The following is a 21191-nucleotide window of genomic DNA, read 5'->3' as shown; positions in this document are numbered from 1 at the left end:
TCAGCTCTCCTCGGGGGACGTCTCGGGGGCGAGGTCTGCGGGAATCACTTCCGCAACGGGCGCGACGGCCTCTTGCGCGTCGATGCCCCGTTCGCCATTGCGAGCGATCGCGATGATGCGATCCTCGTCGCCGAGCCTGGCGAAGACGACACCCATCGTGTTGCGACCCTTCGCGGGCACCTCGGCCACGGAGGAGCGTACCACCTTGCCGCTGGCAAGAACCACAAGGACCTCGTCGTCGTCGCCGACGATGAGCGCACCGGCGAGGTCGCCCCGATCCTCGCTCAGCTTGGCGACCTTGATGCCGAGCCCGCCGCGCGACTGTCCCCGGTACTCGTCGACGGACGTGCGCTTGGCGTAGCCGCCCTCCGTCACGACGAAGACGTAGCCGCGACCGCCGTCCACGCTCTCGCGCGCGACGCGCGCCGCCAGCAGGCTGTCGGATCCGCGGAACGACATGCCCTTCACGCCGGCGGTCGAACGCCCCATCGGTCGCAGGGCGTCGTCGTCGGCGGTGAACCTCAGCGACATCCCGTGCCGCGAGACGAGGAGGATGTCGTCGTCGGCCTCGACGAGGAGGGCCGAGACGAGCTCGTCGCCCTCGCGAAGGCTGATCGCGATGATGCCGCCCTGGCGGTTGGTGTCGTACTCGGTGAGACGCGTCTTCTTCACCAGGCCGCCGCGGGTGGCCAGCACGAGGTAGGTCGCGACGCCGTAGTCGCGGATGTCGAGCACCTGCGCGATCTCCTCGCCCGGCTGCAGCGCGAGCAGGTTCGCGACGTGCTGGCCCTTGGCGTCGCGCCCGGCCTCCGGCACCTCGTAGGCCTTCGCGCGGTAGACACGGCCCTTGGTCGTGAAGAACAGCAGCCAGTGGTGCGTCGTCGTGACGAAGAAGTGCTCGACCACGTCATCCGCCCGCAGCTGGGCGCCCTTGACCCCCTTGCCGCCGCGGTGCTGCGAACGGTAGTTGTCGCTGCGCGTGCGCTTGATGTACCCGTCCCGCGTGACGGAGATGACCATCTCCTCCTCGGGGATGAGGTCCTCCATCGACATGTCGCCGTCGAAGCCGAGCAGGATCTCGGTGCGACGCTCATCGCCGTACTTGGCGACGATCTCGCTCAGCTCGTCGCGCACGATCGCTCGCTGGCGCTCGGGGCGGGCCAGGATGTCGCGGAAGTCCTCGATCTGCGCCTCGAGCGCGGTGGCCTCGTCGATGATCGCCTGGCGCTCGAGCGCCGCCAGGCGCCGCAGCTGGAGCTCGAGGATCGCCCGCGCCTGGAGGTCGTCGATGTCGAGCAGGCCCTTGAGCCCCTCGCGGGCGTCGTCGGCCGAGGCCGAGGCGCGGATCAGCGCGATGACCTCGTCGAGCGCGTCGAGCGCCTTGAGGTAGCCGCGCAGGATGTGCATCCGGTTCTCGGCACGCCGCAGCCGGAAGGTCGTGCGACGCACGATCACTTCGATCTGGTGGGCGATCCACAGCGTGATGAAGCCGTCGAGCGCGAGGGTGCGGGGCACGCCGTCGACGATCGCCAGCATGTTTGCGCCGAAGTTCTCCTGCAGCTGGGTGTGCTTGTAGAGGTTGTTCAGCACGACCTTCGCGACGGCGTCGCGCTTGAGCACGATGACGAGGCGCTGACCCGTGCGGCCCGAGGTCTCGTCGCGGATGTCGGCGATGCCCGTGATCTTGCCGTCGCGGGCGAGATCACGGATCTTGATGGCGACGTTGTCGGGGTTGACCTGATACGGCAGCTCGGTGATGACCAGGCACGTGCGGCCCTGGATCTCCTCGACGTTCACGACCGCGCGCATCGTGATCGATCCGCGACCCGTGCGGTAGGCGTCGTGGATGCCGCGGGTTCCGAGGATCTGCGCCGACGTGGGGAAGTCCGGTCCCTTGATGCGCTGCATGAGCGCCTCGAGCAGCTCCTCGTGCTCCGCCTCGGGATGATCGAGCGCCCACAGCGCGCCGTCGGCTACTTCGCGGAGGTTGTGAGGGGGGATGTTGGTCGCCATTCCCACCGCGATGCCGACCGAGCCGTTGACGAGCAGGTTGGGGAACCGCGAGGGCAGGACGACGGGCTCCTGCGTCTGGCCGTCGTAGTTGTCCTGGAAGTCGACGGTCTCCTCTTCGATGTCGCGCACCATCTCCAGAGCGAGCGGCGACATCTTCGTCTCCGTGTATCGCTGGGCGGCGGCGCCCTGGTTGCCGGGCGAGCCGAAGTTGCCCTGGCCGAGCGCGAGCGGGTATCTCATCGACCACGGCTGCACGAGCCGCACGAGTGCGTCGTAGATCGCCGAGTCGCCGTGAGGGTGGTACTGACCCATCACCTCGCCGACGACACGGGCGCACTTGCTGAACGACTTGTCGGGGCGGAACCCGCCGTCGTACATGCCGTACAGCACGCGCCGGTGCACGGGCTTGAGCCCGTCGCGCACGTCGGGGAGGGCGCGCCCGACGATGACGCTCATCGCGTAGTCGAGATAGCTGCGCTGCATCTCCGACTGCAGATCGACCTGGTCGATCCTGCCGTGGTCGTGCTCCGGCGTCACGTCGGGGCGTTCTTCGTCAGTCATCGTGTCACTTTCGTGGAGCCGGGAGGCGGTGTCGTGTCGTCTCGTGTCGCTCGGTCATCGCTCGGCGCGAATCGGACCGCGGGGCGCGGCCGCGGGACCGGGGGCGAAGCGATGGTCGGGACGCATGGCGGCGATCAGATATCGAGAAAGCGGACGTCTTTGGCGTTGCGCTGGATGAAGTGACGGCGGGATTCGACATCCTCTCCCATGAGCGTCGAGAAGATCTCGTCGGCCGCCGCGGCGTCGTCGATGGTCACCTGGAGGAGGGTGCGCGACTCGGGGTTCATCGTGGTCTCCCACAGCTCCTTGTCGTTCATCTCGCCGAGGCCCTTGTACCGCTGGATGGCGTTGTCCTTCGGGATGCGCTTGCCCTCCGCGATGCCCGCCTCGAGCAGCGCGTCGCGCTCACGGTCGGAGTAGACGTACTCGTGCGGCGCGTTCGACCACTTCAGACGGTAGAGCGGCGGCTGGGCCAGGTAGACGAAGCCGGCCTCGATGAGTCCGCGCATGTACCGGAACAGCAGGGTCAGCAGCAGCGTCGTGATGTGCTGACCGTCGACATCGGCATCCGCCATGAGGACGATCTTGTGATACCGCGCCTTGGCGATGTCGAATTCCTCGCCGATGCCCGTGCCGAAGGCCTGGATCATCGCCTGGATCTCGTTGTTGCCGAGGGCGCGGTCGAGCCGGGCGCGCTCGACGTTCAGGATCTTGCCGCGCAGGGCGAGGATCGCCTGCGTGTGCGGGTCGCGGCCCTGCACGGCCGATCCGCCGGCCGAGTCGCCCTCAACGAGGAAGATCTCGCTGATCGAGGGGTCCTTGCTCGTGCAGTCCTTGAGCTTGTCGGGCATCGACGCCGACTCGAAGACGCTCTTGCGGCGCGCCGTCTCGCGCGCCTTCCGCGCGGCAAGGCGCGCCGTGGCGGCATCGATCGACTTGCGGATGATGTTCTTCGCCTGTGCGGGGTGTCGGTCGAACCAGTCGCCGAGCTGATCGCCCACGACCTTCTGCACGAACGCCTTCGCCTCGGTGTTGCCGAGCTTGGTCTTCGTCTGGCCCTCGAACTGCGGCTCGGAGAGCTTGACGGAGATGACGGCGGTGAGGCCTTCGCGCACGTCGTCGCCCGAGAGGTTGTCGTCCTTCTCCTTCAGGAGGTTGTTGGCGCGCGCGTACTTGTTGACGAGGGTCGTGAGCGCCGCGCGGAAGCCCTCCTCGTGCGTGCCGCCCTCATGCGTGTTGATCGTGTTCGCGTACGTGAAGACGTTCTCGGTGTAGCTCGTCGTCCACTGCATCGCGATCTCCATCGCGATCTTGTTATCGGATGCCTCGGACTCGAACGACACGATCTCCTCGTTGACCGGCTCCGCCTTGCGCACCCGGTTGAGGTACTCGACGTAGTCGACGAGGCCGCGCTCGTACAGGAACTCGTCGGAGGGCTGGTGCGAGACGAGCTGACCCTCGACGTCGTCTTCGAAGGCGCTGCCCTCGCGCTCGTCGCGCAGCGCGATGCGAAGCCCCTTGTTCAGGAACGCCATCTGCTGGAACCGCGTGCGGAGCGTGTCGTAGTCGAAGTCGACGGTCTCGAAGATCTCGGGATCGGGCCAGAACGTGATCGTCGTGCCGGTCTCCTCGGAATCCTCGCCGCGCTCGAGCGGAGCCTGCGGGACCCCGCCGTCGCGGAACGACTGCCGCCAGACATAGCCCTGCCGGCGCACCTCCACGTCGAGGCGGGTGGAGAGGGCGTTCACGACCGAGGAGCCCACGCCGTGGAGGCCGCCCGAGACCGCGTATCCGCCGCCGCCGAACTTCCCGCCGGCGTGCAGGACCGTCAACACCACCTCCACCGTGGACTTGCCCTCGGTGCGGTGCATGTCGACGGGGATGCCGCGGCCGTTGTCGATCACGCGGACGGCGCCGTCGGGGAGGATCGTCACATCGATCGTGTCGCAGTAGCCGGCAAGCGCCTCGTCGACGGAGTTGTCGACGATCTCGTACACGAGGTGGTGGAGCCCCCGCGGCCCGGTCGAGCCGATGTACATGCCGGGGCGCTTGCGGACGGCCTCGAGCCCTTCCAGAACCTGGATGGCATCCGCACCGTACTCGTTCGGCACCGATGCGCCGTCTGCGGGGCCGCTGTCAGGGGCGCTGTCGGGCGAATCGGAAGTCATAGGTGATGGCGCTCCAGGTAGGGGGAAGGCGACCTTCCCATCCTATCGGAGCGGAGTCCGCTCACGCCGCCGAATCGCCCCTCTGACGCGATGGAATCGCACGAGGCACCCCAAATGCCCACTCAACCGTAGGTATCGCGCGGGCCGCGCCCAGGAATGGTCCTGGGACCCCATTTCCAGGAGGGGACGTCCGGGCCTACGAAGCGCACCGCTTCGATGCCCGCCTCGGGGTGGGCGCGCACGAGCCGGGTGACGATCTCCGCGCGCAGCAGGGAGAGCTGCCTGGCCCATGCCGTGGAGTCGCACTGCACCGTCAGCAAGCCGTCGACGAGGGCCACGGGGTGTGCGTGCGCCGCCGTCTGCGCGCCGGCGACCTCCTCCCACCGGAGCACGAGGTCCTCCCGGGCCAGCTGGGTGTTCCATCCCGCGTCGCGTGTGAGGTCGGCGACGACGTCGGCGAGCCCTCGTGGATCGCGGCCCGGTGTGAAGGGTGCGTTCTCGTCGTCTGGATCGAACCGGCGACGACGGCGCCGCTTGGGCACCGCGATCCCCCGCAGCCTGAGATACGTCGCGATCGTGAGGGGGGCCTCGTCGTCGTGCTCAGGCATCGGGGGCACCGGATCCCGCGTCTTCGTGGATCGTCCCGGCCTCGATGCGAACGGTACGCCGCCGGAGATCGGCAGGCACGTCATCCAGCACGGCGGCCGTGACGATCACCTGCTCGTAGTCGGCGGTCACCTCCGAGAGCCGCGCCCGGCGCCCGGCATCCAGCTCGGCGAAGACGTCGTCGAGGATCAGCACGGGATCGCCGGCCCGCGACTCGGCACGCAGCAGCTGGGCTGACGCCAGCCGGAGGGCGAGGGCGACCGACCAGGATTCGCCGTGGGAGGCGTAGCCCTTGACCGGAAGACCCCGGATCTGCAGGAGCAGGTCGTCGCGGTGGGGTCCCACGAGATTCACGCCGCGCTCGAGCTCCGAGGAGCGCTTGGCGGCGAGGGCTCGGCGGAACAGGTCGGGGGTGGCGCCCTCGCCGGAATCGGCCGACGCATCGTCCCCCTCCTCCGGGTCACCCCCCCGGATGGAGAGCGCCCACGCCGCCGCCGCACCGTGGTCTTCGCCGGCGATCTGCCGGTAGGCCGCGGCGAGCGGGCCCGCGAGGTCGGCGGCGAGCGAGATCCGGGCGTCGATCAGCTGGGAGCCGAGGGCGACGAGCTTGTCGTCCCAGACGTCGAGCGTCGACAGCGCGTCGCCCCGGATGCCCCGCGCACGCGCGGACTTGAGCAGCGCACCCCGCTGCCGGAGCACGCGCTCGTAGTCGGCGATGACCGCCGACATCCGCGGGGCGCGCTGGATGAGCAGCTGATCGGCGAAGCGGCGGCGCGCCGAGGGGTCGCCCCGGACGATGCCGAGGTCTTCGGGCGCGAACACCACCACGTGCGCATACCTCGGCAGCTCGGACGGCTTCACATCGGACCCGTTGATGCGGGCCCGATTGGCTCCCTGCCGGTTGATCTGCGCCTCGAGCTGGACACTCCTGCCCGCGTGGGCCACCCTCACCCGAAGGATCGCGGCGTCCGAGCCGGCGCGCACGAGCGGCTGGTCGCTCGACACGCGATGCGAGCCGAGGGTGGCGACGAACGCGATCGCCTCGGCGAGGTTCGTCTTGCCCTGGCCGTTGCTTCCGACGAAGAGGTTCGCGCCCGGGGAGAGTGCGACGTCGGCGACCGCATAGTTGCGGAAGTCGACGAGGCTGACATGCTCCACGATCACGGATCAACCCTAACGACGTGCGACGACGCCGCACCGGCCTGCGCCCGCGGTCAGCGCAGCAGCAGGTTCGGCTGGAGCAGGTACTTGAAGGTGTCGCCGCCGGCCTGGTCGACCGACGTCTGGCTCGTGATGAGCACGGGCGAGAGCTTGTTCGCGTTCTCGGATGCCGTGAACGTGATCCGCACGAACTCGCTGCGCACGGCGGCGAGGGCTTCGAGCAGGTACTGCGGGTTCAGGCCGAGCACGACCTCCTCGCCCTGCAGGTGCGAGTCCACCGATTCGGAGGCCCGTGCCTGGTCGCCGCCCGACGCATCCATCGTCACGCCGTCGGGCCCGAAGGTGAAGCGCAGCGGGGCGGAGCGGTCGAGCACGATCTGCATGCGGCGCACGGCTTCGGCCAACTCGGCCGTGTTCACGACGGCGTAGTGGTCGTTCTGCTCGGGGAAGAGCCGCCGCACGGGCGGGAAGTTGCCCTTGATGAGCAGCGAGGTCACGGTGCGCTCCCCCGAGGAGAAGGCGATGATCTCCCGGTCGCCCGAGCCGGAGAAGGCGATGCGGATGTCGCTGCCGTGGGCGAAGGTCTTGCCGACCTCCTGCAGGGTACGTGCGGGCACCAGGGCTGCGGCGTCCTCGGCGACCGCCGAGCCGCCGTCCCAGGGGATCTCGCGCAGCGCGACGCGGTAGCGGTCGGTCGCGACGAGGCTGAGGGTCGTTCCGGTGACCTCGAGCTGCACACCCGTCAGGACCGGGGTCACGTCGTCGCGCGACGCCGCGAAGGCCACCTGGGCGATCGCGGTCGCGAAGTCCTCCGACGGCACGAGCCCGGGCTCGGCCGAGACCTCGGGGATGGCGGGGTATTCCTGCACCGGCATCGCGGGGAGGGTGAACCGTGCGGAGCCGCACGTGACGAGGATTCCGCCCTCGTCGTCGAGAGAGATCTGGATCGGCGCGTTGGGAAGGCGATTGGCGATCTCGGAGAGCAGGCGCCCGTGCACGAGGATCGTGCCCGGCTCATCGACCGTCGCCTCGATGACGGTGCGAGCGGATGCCTCGTAGTCGAACGCGGCGAGCGAGAGTCCGTCGCTGGATGCCTCGATCAGCACACCGGCCAGGATCGGCTGGGGGTTGCGCTGGGGAAGCAGCTTCACGACGAAGGAGACCGCTTCGCTGAAGACATCGCGGTTGACGTGGAACTTCACGGGGCGCTCCCTTGTCGTCCTGGGGGTGGGCTTACCCATGCTAGTGCCGTGTTGCGAGTGCTGTTACGCGGGACGCGAGGCTCGAGCCCCTCCGACTGGAGGTCATGGGAATCCCTTACCTAAAGACTTCTCTCGTTAACGGTGTTAACAGCTGTGGAAACTGTGGACAACCGTCGCCAGTGCCGGAGCGAGTAGGGAACTACACGCGTGTGACATGTGGAGCGGGTTCGCATATCTGTGGTGGGACGACCTGTGGACGATCGGTCGCCGTGCCGGTTTATCCACAGGGCACACCCCGATGTGCACACTGATTCCGGCGTTCCGGGAATCTATCCACAAGTTATCCACACCACCGAGTCGCGCGATCATAGCGGCCCGGGAGGGTGCGGACGCACCACCGAGGGACGAAGCGCGAGGCTTCCGGATGCCGCGAGGGCGATGGCTCTCAGCGGGCGTTGCGGCCGAGCTGCGTTGTGATCTCGGTGACCTGGTTGTAGAGGGAGCGTCGCTCCTTCATCAGGTCGCTGATCTTCTTGTACGCGTACATGACCGTCGTGTGATCGCGGTTGCCGAAGAGCTGCCCGATCTTGGGGAGCGAGAGGTTCGTGCGCTCGCGGCACAGGTACATGGCGATCTGGCGTGCGGTGGCGACCGCCTGCGAACGGCTCGATCCGTACAGGTCGTCGACGGTCAGCTGGAAGTACTGCGCGGTCGCGGTGATGATGTCGGTCGGGGAGACGACGTTCGCGTCATCCTGGTCGACGATGTCCCGGAGCACGGTCTGCGCGAGCTGCACGTCGAGGGGCGAGCGGTTGAGGTTGGCGAAGGCGGAGACGCGGATGAGTGCGCCCTCCAGCTCCCGGATGTTGGTCGAGACCTTCGTGGCGATGTATTCGAGCACGTCGTCGGGGACGTGGAGCCGCTCGCTCTGCGCCTTCTTGCGGAGGATGGCCTCGCGGGTCTCGAGGTCGGGCGCCTGCACGTCTGTGATGAGCCCCCATTCGAACCGGCTCCGCATGCGGTCCTCGAAGCCGGTGAGGTGCTTGGGGGGCACGTCGCTCGTGATCACGACCTGCTTGTCATGGTCGTGGAGCGTGTTGAAGGTGTGGAAGAACGCCTCCTGGGTCTCAGCGCGACCCTGCAGGAACTGGATGTCGTCGATGAGCAGGATGTCGACATCGCGGTAGCGCGCCTGGAAGGCGGACCCTCGGTTGTTGGCGATGGAGTTGATGAAGTCGTTCGTGAACTCTTCGCTCGAGACGTACCGCACCTTGATGCCGGTGTAGAGGTTGATGGCGTAGTCGCCGATCGCGTGCAGCAGGTGGGTCTTGCCGAGGCCCGAGTCGCCGTAGATGAACAGCGGGTTGTACGCCTTCGCCGGTGCCTCGGCGACCGCGACGGCCGCGGCGTGGGCGAATCGGTTGGACTGGCCGATGACGAAATTGTCGAAGGTGTACTTCGGATTGAGGCGGGTGTCGTTGCGCGATGTCGAGGCGGGTTCGCTCGGAGCGTCGACGTAGGCGCGCAGACCGCCGACCGCGGGGGGTGCCGTGGCCGGCGCCGGTGCGGGCTCCGGTTCCGGGTCGCTGTCGCGCGTCGAGACGTGGATGTCCGCGAGCTCCGGGTTGACGACGACGCGGAAGCTCGCGGCGCCCGTGTTGTGATCCACGTGCGCGAGGGCCTCCATGATGGAGGTGCGCATTCGCTTGTTGAACTGCGCCGCGGTCAGGTCGTTCGGGACGTCGAGATAGAGGGTTCCGCCCATGACTCCCTGCGGCACGGCCAGATTGAGGAATCCTTGCAGCTGCGGGGTGATGCGCTCGTCCGAGGCCAGCACATCCAGCACAGCCGACCAGACGGAGACATCTGGAACATCGTGCTGAGACATGGGCCCCCCGGGGTCGGATCGCGAATCGGCTCACAGGGACGTGCACACCGTCGGAACCTGTGGATAACTGCCGCGGGTCACGCTAGCCACGCACCCCCGCGGCGCAAAATCCACCATAGGACGGCGAGGCGTGTCACTTCCACGATCCTGTGGATCCGCTCGGGATAATGATCCGTTCGTCCCTCTCGGTTTGTGGCGGCAACGAGCGAGGGCGTATCCTTACGAAGTTGACTTATGCCTTCGCGGCATTTCTCCCGCCAGATATCGTCTCCGGTCGCCCACGTCCCGGTGACACGACTCCCGGAGTGACACTATGAGCAAGCGCACCTTCCAGCCCAACAACCGCCGCCGCGCCAAGAAGCACGGCTTCCGCGCCCGCATGCGCACGCGCGCCGGCCGCGCCATCCTCTCGGCCCGCCGGGCCAAGGGGCGCGACACCATTTCGGCCTGACTTCTCCGGTGCTCTCCAGAGCGAACCGCCTCACCCGCGGACTCGACTACCGCCATGTGGTACGACGGGGAAGACGCTGTGCGGGAGCCCACACCGTGACGCACGTCGTCTCCCATGCGGGGGGCGGCGTGCGCTTCGGTTTCATCGTCGCCAAGAACGTCGGGTCCGCCGTCACGCGCAACACCGTCCGGCGGCGGCTGAAGGCCGCCTGTCGGGCTCTTCTTCCCGCGATCGGAGAGGGCAAGGATGTCGTCATCCGCGCCCTGCCGACGTCGTCGCTCGCCGACTACGCCACGTTGCACGCCGAGGTGCGGCGATGCCTGGAGCGGGCGGCATGATGGGCGATCCGCTTCCCGTCGCGATGACGGGTCATGCGCACCTCGATCCCGCGCGCGGGTTGACGGCCCTCGCGCTCGCTCCGCGCAACCTCGGCATCGCCGCCCTTCTGGCCTACAGGGCCGTGATCTCCCCGATCTACGGCGATGTCTGCAAGTACTACCCGACGTGCTCCGCATACGCCGTGGGTGCGGTGCAGCAGCACGGGCTCGTCATCGGTGCGGCCAGAGCAGCCCGCCGCCTGGCCGGCTGCCACCCCTGGGCGCACGGCGGAATCGACGACGTGCCCGCCCACCCGCGCTTCCGGCATGAGCTGACCCCTCGCGGGTTCGTCGTGCCCGCTCCCCCGAGAAAGGACTGATCCGTGCCGGATCTTTTCGGAATCATCCTCTGGCCGCTCAAATGGGCGGTAGAGCTCGTGCTCGTCGCGTGGCACTGGCTGTTCACCACCATGGGTCTGCCGGCCGCGGAGGGCATCACGTGGGTGCTCTCGATCGTGGGCCTCGTCATCGTGGTGCGCGCCGCGCTGATTCCCCTCTTCGTCCGGCAGATCAAGAGCCAGCGGAAGATGATGGAAATCGCTCCTGAACTGCGAAAAGTTCAGGAGAAATACCGAGGCAAGCGGGACCAGCTCTCTCGGGAGGCCATGAGCCGCGAGACGATGGCGCTGTACAAGAAGCACGGCACGACACCCGTCTCGAGCTGTCTGCCGCTGCTCGTGCAGATGCCGATCTTCTTCGCCCTCTTCTCCGTGCTGAACGATGTGCAGAAGATCGGGGCCAATCCGGACTTCAGCGGTGTGGGGCTCCTCGACAACGAGCTGACCCGGGAGTTCTACGACGCGCGACTGTTCGGCGTCGCGTCGCTGCACGAGACCCTCATCAACGCGGTCGAGAGCAGCAACACGGTGGCGATCGTCATCCTGGTGATCCTCGTCGCCCTCATGATCGTGTCGCAGTTCTTCACTCAGCTGCAGATCATCTCGAAGAATCTGTCGCCGGAGGCCAAGACGGGCCAGGCGTATCAGATGCAGAAGATCATGCTGTACATCCTGCCGCTGGCGTTCATCTTCTCGGGCGTCTTCTTCCCGCTCGGTGTCGTCATCTACTGGTTCACCTCCAACATCTGGACGATGGTGCAGCAGTTCATCGTCATCCGCGAGATGCCGACGCCGGGATCGGATGCCGCGAAGGCGCGCGAGGAGAGACTCGCGCGCAAGGGCAAGGCGATCAACGCCGAGGGCAAAGTCGTGCCCATGTCCAAGTACCTCGAGGAGCAGGAGCGCCTGCGTATCGAGGCCGAGAAGGCGAAGGCGGCAGCCCCCAAGCGGCAGCAGCCCGTCAGCAAGCAGCGCGCCAAGAAGCAGGGCGGAAAGCCCGCGGGCGGGGCGCCCTCGAAGCCATCGGCGGGTGGGGCCGGCGGACCGTCGTCATCGGGTGACCCCGACGGCGGCGCGAGTGCCCCCGCGGCCCGCTGACGCGAGTACAGCCTGCCCGAGAGCGGAAGTGTGAGAGGACGATCATGACGACGACATCTGGAGCCGAGACCATGGAGTCCGGTGCCGACGAGCCCACGGTGGCCCACCTGGAGCAGGAGGGTGACGTCGCGGCGGACTACATCGAGGAGCTGCTCGACATCGCCGACCTCGATGGCGACATCGAGCTGGACGTACGCGATGGCCGCGCATACGTCTCGGTGGAGGCGAGCGAGGAGGGATCCGGCGCCCTTCGTGTGCTTTCAGACCCCGAGACGGTGCGGGCGCTCCAGGAGCTGACGCGCATCGCGGTGCAGAGCAAGACGGGTCGCTTCTCGCGCCTGATCCTCGACATCGGCGGATCGCGCGACACGCGCCAGAGCGAGCTCGAGCAGCTCGTTGCCCGCGCCATCGAGCGCCTCGGCGACGGAGCGGGACAGGCGTCGCTGCCGGCGATGTCGAGCTACGAGCGAAAGTTGGTCCACGACATCGTCGCAGAGCGGGGATACGTCTCCGAGTCGTACGGTGAGGGCGCCGATCGTCACACGGTGATCCGCCGCGCTTGACGCGTTCCACGTGAAACATCCATGAGCGACCTCGAGATCGAACCCGACGCCGCCGCGGCGTTTTTCGGCGACCGCGTCGACGTCGCTCGTGCTTTCGTGGCCAATCTCGCGCAGCACGGCGAAGAGCGGGGCCTGATCGGACCACTCGAGTTGCCTCGGCTGTGGACGCGGCACGTGCTGAACAGCGCGGTGATCGCACCGCTGTTCGTGGCCGGGGGCCGAGTAGGCGATGTCGGGTCGGGCGCCGGACTGCCCGGGCTCGTGCTCGCGATCGCTCGCCCCGACATCTCGTGGGTCTTGATCGAGCCGATGGAGCGCCGCGTCGCCTGGCTCACGGAGCAGGCCGCCGACCTGGGCCTGCAGAACGTCGAGGTCGTCCGCAGTCGCGCGGAGGACTTCCGCCCCGCGCCCTCGGTCGACCAGGTGACCGCCCGCGCCGTCTCGGCCCTGCGCACGCTCATTCCGCTGACGGCGCCGCTCGCCCGCCCGGGCGGTGAACTCGTGCTGCTCAAGGGCGCGGCGGCGGCGGCGGAGATCGGTGCCGCGGAGAAGCAGATCCGTCGCTTCCGGCTCACGGATGTCCGCGTCGAGGTCGTCGGCGAGGGTGTCATCTCCGAGCCGACGCGCGTGGTGAGGGCGACACTGCCGCTCTGAGCCGCGATGAGAACAAAGACCCCCGGTGTGTCTGAGGTGGTCGCCCCCCGGCACGCGGTCCCGTTGTTTCACGTGAAACCGGGGTGGCCGCGCCGGGTTGGGTGGGACTCACCCGGAGGTCCGCCGGCTCAGGATGAGCATCGTCATCGACGGAAGACGGCGTGCAGTGACGGGGCGAGTGAGGCGGCGTTCACCTCGAGGTCGTTGCGTCGGTGCGCGCCGCCTGCCCGCAGATCGGCCAGTGTGGCGGTCGGCCGGCTGACGGGCCTCGGCGAGGAACGGGTGGTTTCCGGCATGATCGACCGTCACAGGAGTCTGACGAGCCCGCGGACGGTGAATACGATGCCCCGCGAGTACGAGGGTGTTGCACGTGCAACGTCACTGCGCGGCGGAGGGCCGATGCGGGCGGCTGCTCGTGGGTGATTGGGGCGGTTTCACGTGAAACATCCGGCTCGCGGCGGCGTTCCGCGGACCACGGGAAGCTTCACGGCGGGACGACATCGCCGAACAGCGATGGATGTGGTCTTGCTCGCGGCGCGTTCGTCTCTACGAGGAACGCGCTCGAGGTTTCACGTGAAACATCCGGAGGTGCGACACTTCACCTCTCCGATCGACCCGGGACGCACGCGTTTCACGTGAAACACCGAGCGTTCTGTGCGGCACGCTCCGGGTTGGCGGGCGGCGTCGGCGCGAGCGCTTAGAGTGGTTCAGGTCCCCGAACATGTAGTGGAGCGTTTCACGTGGAACATTCCGAGCGCGCGCAGCACACCGCATCCGCGTCTCTCGATGACACCCCGCTCGCTCGGGAGCTGGCCGACCTCAGTGCCCGGCGCCGCGCCCTCGAGGGGGTCGACGTCGATCTGCCCGTCGACACGCGCATCATGACCGTGTCCAATCAGAAGGGCGGGGTCGGCAAGACGACGACGACGGTGAACATCGCGGCAGCGCTCGCATCACTGGGTGCGAAGGTGCTCGTCGTCGACCTCGACCCGCAGGGAAACGCCTCGACGGCACTCGGCGTCGTGCACACCGCGGAGACGCCCAGTGTGTACGACGTGCTTATCGACGAATTCCCTCTCGCCGACATCGTGCAGCAGAGCCCGGAATCGCCACGTCTCCTGTGCGCCCCCAGCACGATCCATCTCGCAGGCGCGGAGATCGAGCTGGTGTCGCAGGTGGCGCGCGAGCACCGTCTGCGATCGGCCCTCGATGACTTCCTGGCGTCGCAGGAGGAGCCGTTCCACTTCGTCATCATCGATTGCCCCCCGTCGCTCGGGTTGCTGACGATCAACGCGTTCGCGGCCGCAGATGAGGTCTTCATCCCCATCCAGTGCGAGTACTACGCGCTGGAGGGCCTCAGCCAGCTCCTCGGCAGTGTGCGCATGATCCAGAAGCACCTGAATCCCCCTCTTCACGTCTCGACCATCCTGCTGACGATGTACGACGGGCGCACCAAGCTCGCCCAGCAGGTGGCGGAGGAGGTTCGCTCGCACTTCGCCGACCAGGTGCTGCGCACCGTCATTCCGCGTTCGGTGCGGGTGTCGGAGGCGCCGAGCTTCGGCCAGACCGTCATCGCGTACGACGGCCAGTCGGCCGGCGCCATCGCCTACCGCGAGGCCGCGGTCGAGATCACACGTCGAGGTGTGCCCGCCCCGGCACGCACCGCTCAGCAGGAAGGAGCGAGCTGATGCCCGCGAAAAGAACAGGACTCGGCCGGGGTATCGGCGCGCTCATCCCCACGAGCGAGTCGGAGTCGCGCCCCGTGGATGTGTTCTTCCCCGGCGCATCGCGCACAGCGGCCGTCTCGGCCGACGAGGTCGCGACCGACGTGATCGCCCCGCCGACGCTCGACGGCCACGCCCCGGCATCCGGGACCGCGGATGCCGCGGCCGCCGCGGGAGGGGAGGAGCTCGTCGATGTGCCCGGCGCGCGGCTCGTCCACCTCGACCCGCACTCGATCGTCCCGAACCCCCGCCAGCCCCGCACGCACTTCGACGCCGACGATCTCGCCGAGCTGATCCACAGCGTGCGGGAGTTCGGCGTGCTGCAGCCCGTCGTCGTCCGTCCGAGCGACGACCAGCCCGATACGTACGAGCTGATCATGGGAGAGCGCCGCACCCGCGCGGCGCGCGAAGCCGGGCTTGAGTCCATTCCCGCCGTCATCCGCGATACGGCCGAGGAGCACCTGCTCCGTGACGCACTGCTGGAGAACCTCCACCGCTCTCAGCTGAACCCGCTCGAAGAGGCATCCGCCTACCAGCAGCTTCTGGAGGACTTCGGCATCACCCAGGAGGAGCTCGCCACGCGCATCGGACGATCGCGCCCGCAGATCTCCAACACCATCCGCCTTCTCCGCCTTCCCGTTCCCGTGCAGCAGCGGGTCGCGGCCGGGGTGCTGTCGGCGGGCCACGCACGGGCGATCCTGTCGCTCGAGGACGGCGACGCGATGCAGCGCCTGGCCGACAAGGTCGTCAACGAGGATCTCTCCGTGCGTGCCACGGAGGCGGCCGCGAGAAGCGGCGTCGACTCCAAGCGCGCACGGCCGCAGGCGGGCACGCGCCGTGGTCACCTCGACGAGGTGGCGGAACGGGTGGGCGACCGGCTCGACACCCGCGTGCGCATCTCTCTGTCGGCAAAAAAAGGCCAGATCGTGATCGATTTCGCTTCCATCCAGGACCTCAATCGCATCATCGGAGAGATGGGCGTGGACGCCTACGGCGCCGTCTGACCTCGCGTCTCGAGAACGACGAGAGCCCCGCCGACAACGCGTCGACGGGGCTCTCGTGACTCGGAGGTCGTCAGCCGATGAACGGCTTGAGGTCCTGCTCGAGCGCGAACTTGGGCTTCGCGCCGATGATCGTCGTCTTGACCTCGCCGCCCTCGAAAACCTTCATGGCGGGGATCGACGTGATCTGGTACTTCATGGCCAGATCGGGGTTCTCATCGACGTTGAGCTTGAGGATCGTGATCTTGTCGGGGTTCTCCGACTGGATCTGATCGAGAACGGGCGCAACCATGCGGCAGGGTCCGCACCATTCGGCCCAGAAGTCGACGAGCACGGGACCCTCGGCCTGGAGCACGTCCTGCTCCCAGGTGCCCGAGGTGGTGGCCTTGGCGGTCATGATGTCTCCTTGTTCGGGGTTCACGGGGGCCAACGCGCGTCGGCCGGGAATTGTTCCGCCTATGCGACGGCGGTGTCGGCCTTCTGCTCCGCCTGAGCGAGCGCGGCCAGGAAGTGCTCGGCATCCAGCGCCGCGACCGTTCCGCTGCCGGCCGCCGTGACGGCCTGACGGTAGGTGGGGTCGATGACGTCGCCCGCGGCGAAGACACCGGGGACGGTCGTGCGCGAAGAACGGCCGTCGACCTTGATCGTGCCCTCGGGGGCGAGCTCGAGCTTGCCGTGCACGAGGTGGGTGCGGGGGTCGTTCCCGATCGCGACGAAGAGACCGTCGAGGGGCAGCTCGCGAGTCGTGCCGTCCTCGGTGGAGCGCAGCACGACGCCGCTCACGGCGTCCTCGCCCAGGATGTCGGCGATCTCGGCGTTCCAGATGAACTCGATCTTCGGGTCGGCGAATGCCCGCTCCTGCATGATCTTCGACGCACGCAGGGTGTCCTTGCGGTGGATGATGTACACCTTCGAGGCGAACCGCGTGAGGAAGGTCGCCTCCTCCATGGCCGAGTCGCCGCCGCCGACGACGGCGATCGTGCGCTCCCGGAAGAAGAAGCCGTCGCACGTGGCGCACCACGACACGCCCCGACCCGACAGGCGCTCCTCGCCCTCCAGGCCCAGCTTGCGGTAGGCGGACCCGGTCGCGAAGATCACCGCGGATGCCTCGTGCACCGCACCGCTGCCGAGCGTGACCTTCTTCGCGGGGCCGTCGAGATCGAGCTCCACGACATCGTCGTAGAGCACCTCGGCGCCGAACTTCTCGGCCTGCTCGCGCATCTTGTCCATGAGCTCAGGGCCCTGGATGCCTTCGGGGAACCCGGGGAAGTTCTCCACCTCGGTGGTGTTCATCAGCTCCCCGCCGGCCTCGACGGAGCTGGCGACCACGAGCGGCTCGAGGTTGGCGCGCGCGGCGTAGATGGCAGCGGTGTACCCCGCCGGACCGGAGCCGATGATGATGACCTGACGCACGTGTGTTCCTTCCTCAGCGCTGTCGTGACGTTCAGCAGCGTGCAACACATCGTAGCCCGCGCCCATTCCAGGCCCCCGGCGCGGTTTCGGAGACCGGAAGGGTTGGCACGCCCGTCATAACGCGTTCACCCGCCGGATCACCGGCGGAAGCGGCGCACGACGCTTCCGAGCACCGCCAGCTCGGGCGCACGGAAGGCCGCGAGGACGGCGACGTACACGGCAGCGACGACCGCGCCGATGACGATCGTGCCGACGACGGCCAGGGGCACGGATGCCGCGGCCCAGCCTCCGACGCCCCCGAACGCGAGGAAGAGGCCCCACCCGGCCGCTCCCGCGGGCAGGCCCGCCGCGAAGAAGCGCGCGAGCGATCCGAGCGTCGCGGTGAGCTCGAGGCGACCGAGCTTGCGCCGGAGCAGCCAGATGGCGAGGGCGAGCTGCACGAGACCCGCGAGCGACTGGCCGAGCGCGATGCCGGCCGCGAGCCGCTCGATCGGCAGCACGGCGGAGGCGGCGACGGCCGTCACGACGACGAGCACCGCCTGCACGAGGGTGAAGACGAAGGGGCGCACGGTGTCGCCGTAGGCGTAGAAGGTGCGCTGCACGATGTAGAGGATCGAGAGCGGGACGAGCCCGACGAGGTACGCACCCAGCACGAGGGCGAACTCCGCGGCATCCGGCGCCGATTCCGAGAAGATGCGCGAGACGGCGACCGACGCCGCGGCGACGGCGGCGAGGGCTCCGACCATGAAGAAGCAGACGCTGCGGATGCTCGCCGCGAGATCGGTACGCACCTCGTCGTGGCGGCCGGCGGCGGCGTGTTCGCTCAGCTGCGTGAAGTAGGGGGTGCCGATCGAGACGGCGATGACCGAGTACGGGAGGATGAAGATGAACCACGCGTAGTTCATGGTCGCGATCGACGGGGCGATCTCCGAGGCCTGGCTGGCGATGCGCGTCTGCACGAGGCCCGCGATCTGGCCGACGATCACCATGAGGAACGTCCACCATGCGAGCGTTCCCATGTGGCGAAGGCCCATGCCCCGCCACGCGAAGTCGGGCCGGACGCGCAGGCCGGCGCGACGCCAGAAGGCGACGAGCAGCAGCGCCTGTGCGGCGATCCCGAGCGTCGCGGTTCCGGCGAGAACCGTGATCATGTCCGCCGACCAGTCGAGCACGTCGGAGCGGTGCGGCCCGAAGAGGGCGATGAAGATGCCGAACCCGGCGATCGACACGACGTTGTTGACGATCGGGGCCCACGTGTACGGCCCGAACACGCGGCGCGCGTTGAGGGTCTCGCCCACGAGCGCGTACAACCCGTAGAAGAACAGCTGCGGCAGGCACCAGTACGCGAGCGCGACCGTCAGCGCGTACTGCGCACCCGTGAACGTGGCGAACAGCTGCACGAGCCAGGGTGCCGCGAGCGTCGCGAGGCCCGTCGTGACGACGAGTACGACCGTCCCGAGCGTCAGCAGCTTGGAGACGAACGCGCCGCCCCCGTCGGCGTGCGCGGCCGCCCGCACGATCTGGGGGACGATCACGCCCGTGAGGATGCCGGTGGAGATGATCGCGTAGATGTTGTTCGGAAGCTGGTTGGCGATGGCGAACGCATCGGCCGCTCCCGAAGCGACGGATCCGAGCGCGAGCACCAGCACGACCGAGCGCACCAGTCCGGTCACCCGGGATATCAGGGTGCCGGCGGCGAGGACGGCGCTCGCGCGGCCGAGGCTAGCCACTCGTCTCCTCCGCCCGCTTCGCGCGCCGGCGACGCAGGACCGTGCGCACGACCCCCGTCGCGATGAAGCCGACCACGAGCACCGAGAGCACGACGATCCCGATCGCCTCCCATTCGGCGCGCACCTGCACCTCGGCGACGCGCTCCGGGCCCACCTGCTCCGACGTGGGGCTCAGCAGCCGCAGCGAGATGTCGACCTCGCCGCTGCCGACTCGGGCCCGCACGGGCACCTGCACACGCGTGTTCACGCCCGGCTCCGCCCGCACGACGGTCGTGCGCTCGACATCCAGGCGCAGGTTGTCGGGCACCGCGACGAGCACGACGTTGGCGGCCCAGGGAAGATCGTTGCGCACGAAGAACTGCAGGCCCGCCTCCGGGCTGATGAGCTGGATCGTGGAGGGCGGCTGCAACTCGACGGCGGTGAGCGTCGCCTGCGTCTGTTCCGCGTGGTCCGCCATCGCCGCCGGCCACTCTTCGTCGTCGAACCAGCCGGCGCCGATGAGCTGCAGGATCGCGGTGCGCTCGGGTTCGAGCATCAGCGAGGGTTCGTCGATGACGGCCGAGAAGACCTCCAGCCGCTCTTCGCCGACGAGCAGCCGCTGCAACGCATCCACGTGCTCGGCCGGGGCGGGGGCGAGCGCCCTGGTGGGAGTGGCTTCGGCGGCGCGCAGCTCGTCCCAGCCGAGGGGGGCGGTACCCGGGTAGCCCGACACCCCGCCGAGGGCGGTCTGCAGGCCGAATGCGGATGCCTCGTCGAGGCGGTCCACGGCGAGCAGGACGGGACCGGAGGCCCGCGTCGTGGCGAGGGCAAGGTGAGCGGAGAGGGTCGCCAGCGCCTCGGCGCGCGACGTGTCGCCGGGCTCGGCAGCGGCGGTCAGTGCGGCCGAGGCGGCGGAGTCGTAGACGAGGACGTCGGCGTCGCCCACGGTTCCCGCGGCGGTGACGGTGTCGCGCTCGGCGGCGTCGGAGGCGAGCAGCGTCAGCGGATCGGGGGTGTCTCCGGATGCTTCGGCCCACGCCGCGAGGGTCTGCACGACGCCGTCGTCCGCGTGTCCCTCGGCGGGCCAGAAGACACCGCTGCGGGCGCCGGGGATCTCGGTCAGCTCCGCGAGGTCGGGGAGGACGGGCTCACCTCCGTCGTCGGGTTCCCCCGTCGGCGCCGGGGATGGGGACGCCGGCGCGCCGGTGGGGGCGGGGGTGGGCGTCGCGGTGTCCTCGGCGACGTCGGCCGGGTCCACGGCGTAGGCGAGCCCCCGCGGCTCGAGCAGACCGGAGAGCCCGGCATGCACCTGGGTCGCGACATCCGCGTCTGCGAACTGCAGGGCGAATCGGGTGTTCGGCAGGGCCTCCAGCCGGGCCAGCCATTCCGTCGACGACGCGGGGGCGGCGGTGCCCAGAACACGGATGGAGGCGACGATCGCGGGATCGATCGCGAGGACGGCCGCGGATCCCGACACGCCGTCGACCAGCTGTGTGAGCCGACCGTCTGCGGCGGTCAGGGAGGCGAGCTCTTCCGCGCTCAGCAGGCCCGTCGTTCGGGGGCCCGCCGTGATCGGCACGACGATGCCGACGGGGGCGGTGGCCGGCGGGGCGGCCGCGTCGAGCAGCACGATCGCCCCGCGGGCCCGCTCGCTCGCGCCGACGGCGGCCTCGATGGGGTAGACCCCGGGTGCGAGGCCCGCCCAGCCGGGCGTCTCGGCGGCGATGCTGGACGTGATCGCGACGCTCTCGCCCGCGGCGATGGCGGGGACGGGCTGCCGGTCGAGCACGGCCGTTTCGAGATCCGTGGTGTTCGCGAGCCACCCGTCGAGGATCGCCGGGTCTGTGATCGGCGCCGTGCCCACCGAGACGCCCGCCGTCGTCGGCTCCAGCTCGGCATCCGACGGGTTCTCGGCCACGACCGACACCGACAGCGGCTCGCCGGTGCGCACGAGACCCCGGTTCAGGGCGGCGACGGTGACGAGGGGGGCGTCCCCGGCATCCGCCGTCGCCGTCGGGCTCGGCGTGGGCAGCGGGGCCGCGCTCGCGCCCGGAGCCGTCGCCGCGGACAGCGCGAGCAGCGCCAGCGCGAGCATCGCGAAGAAGATCGCGAGCCGGGCGCGGGGGCGGGATGCGGATGCCGCGCACGCGGATCCGGTCCGCACGCCGGAACCAGAATGGGGGTGCGTCACGGTCAGTCCGGGGTCAGCTGGGGTGCGAGGGCGCTCGCACGTTCCGCCCGATTCTACGGTGGCGGCAGCCGGG

18 protein-coding genes are annotated in these 21191 nt (G+C 68.9%); 8 read left to right on the top strand and 10 right to left on the bottom strand.

The genetic code is table 11. The features are described 5' to 3' along the window. From gyrA to dnaA, 6 genes are all read right to left on the bottom strand, one after another. Positions 1–2574: a DNA gyrase subunit A gene (gene gyrA / locus ACIGCK_RS12360; RefSeq protein ID WP_396666417.1), complete on the bottom strand. Its 2574-nt coding sequence runs from the start codon at positions 2572–2574 to the stop codon at positions 1–3. 134 nt (positions 2575–2708) lie between these two features. After that, positions 2709–4742 carry a DNA topoisomerase (ATP-hydrolyzing) subunit B gene (gyrB, locus tag ACIGCK_RS12355; RefSeq protein ID WP_396666415.1) on the bottom strand — a complete coding sequence of 678 codons (2034 nt, stop codon included), beginning with the start codon at positions 4740–4742 and terminating at the stop codon, positions 2709–2711. A gap of 122 nt (positions 4743–4864) precedes the next feature. Next, on the bottom strand, positions 4865–5350 hold the full coding sequence (locus tag ACIGCK_RS12350) for a DUF721 domain-containing protein (RefSeq protein ID WP_396666414.1): 486 nt from the start codon (positions 5348–5350) through the stop codon (positions 4865–4867). Next, entirely contained in the window at positions 5343–6512 is a 1170-nt protein-coding gene (gene recF, locus ACIGCK_RS12345) for a DNA replication/repair protein RecF (RefSeq protein WP_396666412.1), read from the bottom strand. Before recF ends, ACIGCK_RS12350 begins: the two co-directional genes overlap by 8 nt. 50 nt (positions 6513–6562) lie before the next feature. After that, entirely contained in the window at positions 6563–7711 is a 1149-nt protein-coding gene (gene dnaN, locus ACIGCK_RS12340) for a DNA polymerase III subunit beta (protein ID WP_396666410.1), read from the bottom strand. A 445-nt stretch (positions 7712–8156) separates the two neighbouring features. Then, a complete protein-coding gene (gene dnaA / locus ACIGCK_RS12335; RefSeq protein ID WP_396666409.1) occupies positions 8157–9599 on the bottom strand; it encodes a chromosomal replication initiator protein DnaA in 1443 nt (480 codons plus the stop codon). Between the two features lie 313 nt (positions 9600–9912). Between dnaA and rpmH the strand changes: the two genes are divergently transcribed. The 8 genes from rpmH to ACIGCK_RS12295 all read left to right on the top strand — a co-directional run bounded on the left by rpmH (position 9913) and on the right by ACIGCK_RS12295 (position 15808). Beyond that, a complete protein-coding gene (gene rpmH, locus ACIGCK_RS12330; protein WP_330170766.1) occupies positions 9913–10050 on the top strand; it encodes a 50S ribosomal protein L34 in 138 nt (45 codons plus the stop codon). 8 nt (positions 10051–10058) lie between these two features. Continuing rightward, a complete protein-coding gene (gene rnpA / locus ACIGCK_RS12325) occupies positions 10059–10388 on the top strand; it encodes a ribonuclease P protein component (protein ID WP_396666408.1) in 330 nt (109 codons plus the stop codon). Positions 10389–10411: 23 nt separating this feature from the next. Then, positions 10412–10747: a membrane protein insertion efficiency factor YidD gene (gene yidD, locus ACIGCK_RS12320; protein WP_396666479.1), complete on the top strand. Its 336-nt coding sequence runs from the start codon at positions 10412–10414 to the stop codon at positions 10745–10747. 3 nt (positions 10748–10750) lie between these two features. Further along, positions 10751–11863, top strand: a complete 1113-nt coding sequence (gene yidC / locus ACIGCK_RS12315) for a membrane protein insertase YidC (protein ID WP_396666407.1) — start codon at positions 10751–10753, stop codon at positions 11861–11863. A 44-nt stretch (positions 11864–11907) separates the two neighbouring features. Then, the gene (locus tag ACIGCK_RS12310; RefSeq protein WP_396666405.1) at positions 11908–12426 is read left to right on the top strand and encodes a protein jag; all 519 of its coding nucleotides are present in this window, start codon (positions 11908–11910) and stop codon (positions 12424–12426) included. Positions 12427–12447: 21 nt separating this feature from the next. Then, the gene (gene rsmG / locus ACIGCK_RS12305) at positions 12448–13080 is read left to right on the top strand and encodes a 16S rRNA (guanine(527)-N(7))-methyltransferase RsmG (RefSeq protein ID WP_396666404.1); all 633 of its coding nucleotides are present in this window, start codon (positions 12448–12450) and stop codon (positions 13078–13080) included. Positions 13081–13820: 740 nt separating this feature from the next. After that, on the top strand, positions 13821–14768 hold the full coding sequence (locus ACIGCK_RS12300; protein ID WP_396666402.1) for a ParA family protein: 948 nt from the start codon (positions 13821–13823) through the stop codon (positions 14766–14768). After that, positions 14768–15808, top strand: a complete 1041-nt coding sequence (locus ACIGCK_RS12295) for a ParB/RepB/Spo0J family partition protein (RefSeq protein WP_396666400.1) — start codon at positions 14768–14770, stop codon at positions 15806–15808. Before ACIGCK_RS12300 ends, ACIGCK_RS12295 begins: the two co-directional genes overlap by 1 nt. Positions 15809–15878: 70 nt before the next feature. On the opposite strand, the gene trxA is transcribed toward ACIGCK_RS12295, so the two are convergent. The 4 genes from trxA to ACIGCK_RS12275 form a co-directional block, all read right to left on the bottom strand. After that, a complete protein-coding gene (gene trxA / locus ACIGCK_RS12290; RefSeq protein WP_330170759.1) occupies positions 15879–16202 on the bottom strand; it encodes a thioredoxin in 324 nt (107 codons plus the stop codon). Between the two features lie 59 nt (positions 16203–16261). Continuing rightward, complete coding sequence (trxB, locus tag ACIGCK_RS12285; protein ID WP_396666399.1) at positions 16262–17218, bottom strand: thioredoxin-disulfide reductase; 957 nt, start codon at positions 17216–17218, stop codon at positions 16262–16264. 137 nt (positions 17219–17355) lie between these two features. Next, positions 17356–18948: a murein biosynthesis integral membrane protein MurJ gene (gene murJ / locus ACIGCK_RS12280; RefSeq protein ID WP_396666397.1), complete on the bottom strand. Its 1593-nt coding sequence runs from the start codon at positions 18946–18948 to the stop codon at positions 17356–17358. After that, positions 18941–21091 carry a DUF6049 family protein gene (locus ACIGCK_RS12275; protein ID WP_396666395.1) on the bottom strand — a complete coding sequence of 717 codons (2151 nt, stop codon included), beginning with the start codon at positions 21089–21091 and terminating at the stop codon, positions 18941–18943. Before ACIGCK_RS12275 ends, murJ begins: the two co-directional genes overlap by 8 nt. Positions 21092–21191: the final 100 nt, after the last annotated feature.

The organism is Microbacterium sp. NPDC078428 (assembly GCF_044542535.1).
Classification (GTDB): Bacteria; Actinomycetota; Actinomycetes; order Actinomycetales; family Microbacteriaceae; genus Microbacterium; species Microbacterium limosum.
Note: the sequence above shows the minus strand (reverse complement) of the source record. Positions and strands in the feature narration are given on the sequence as shown.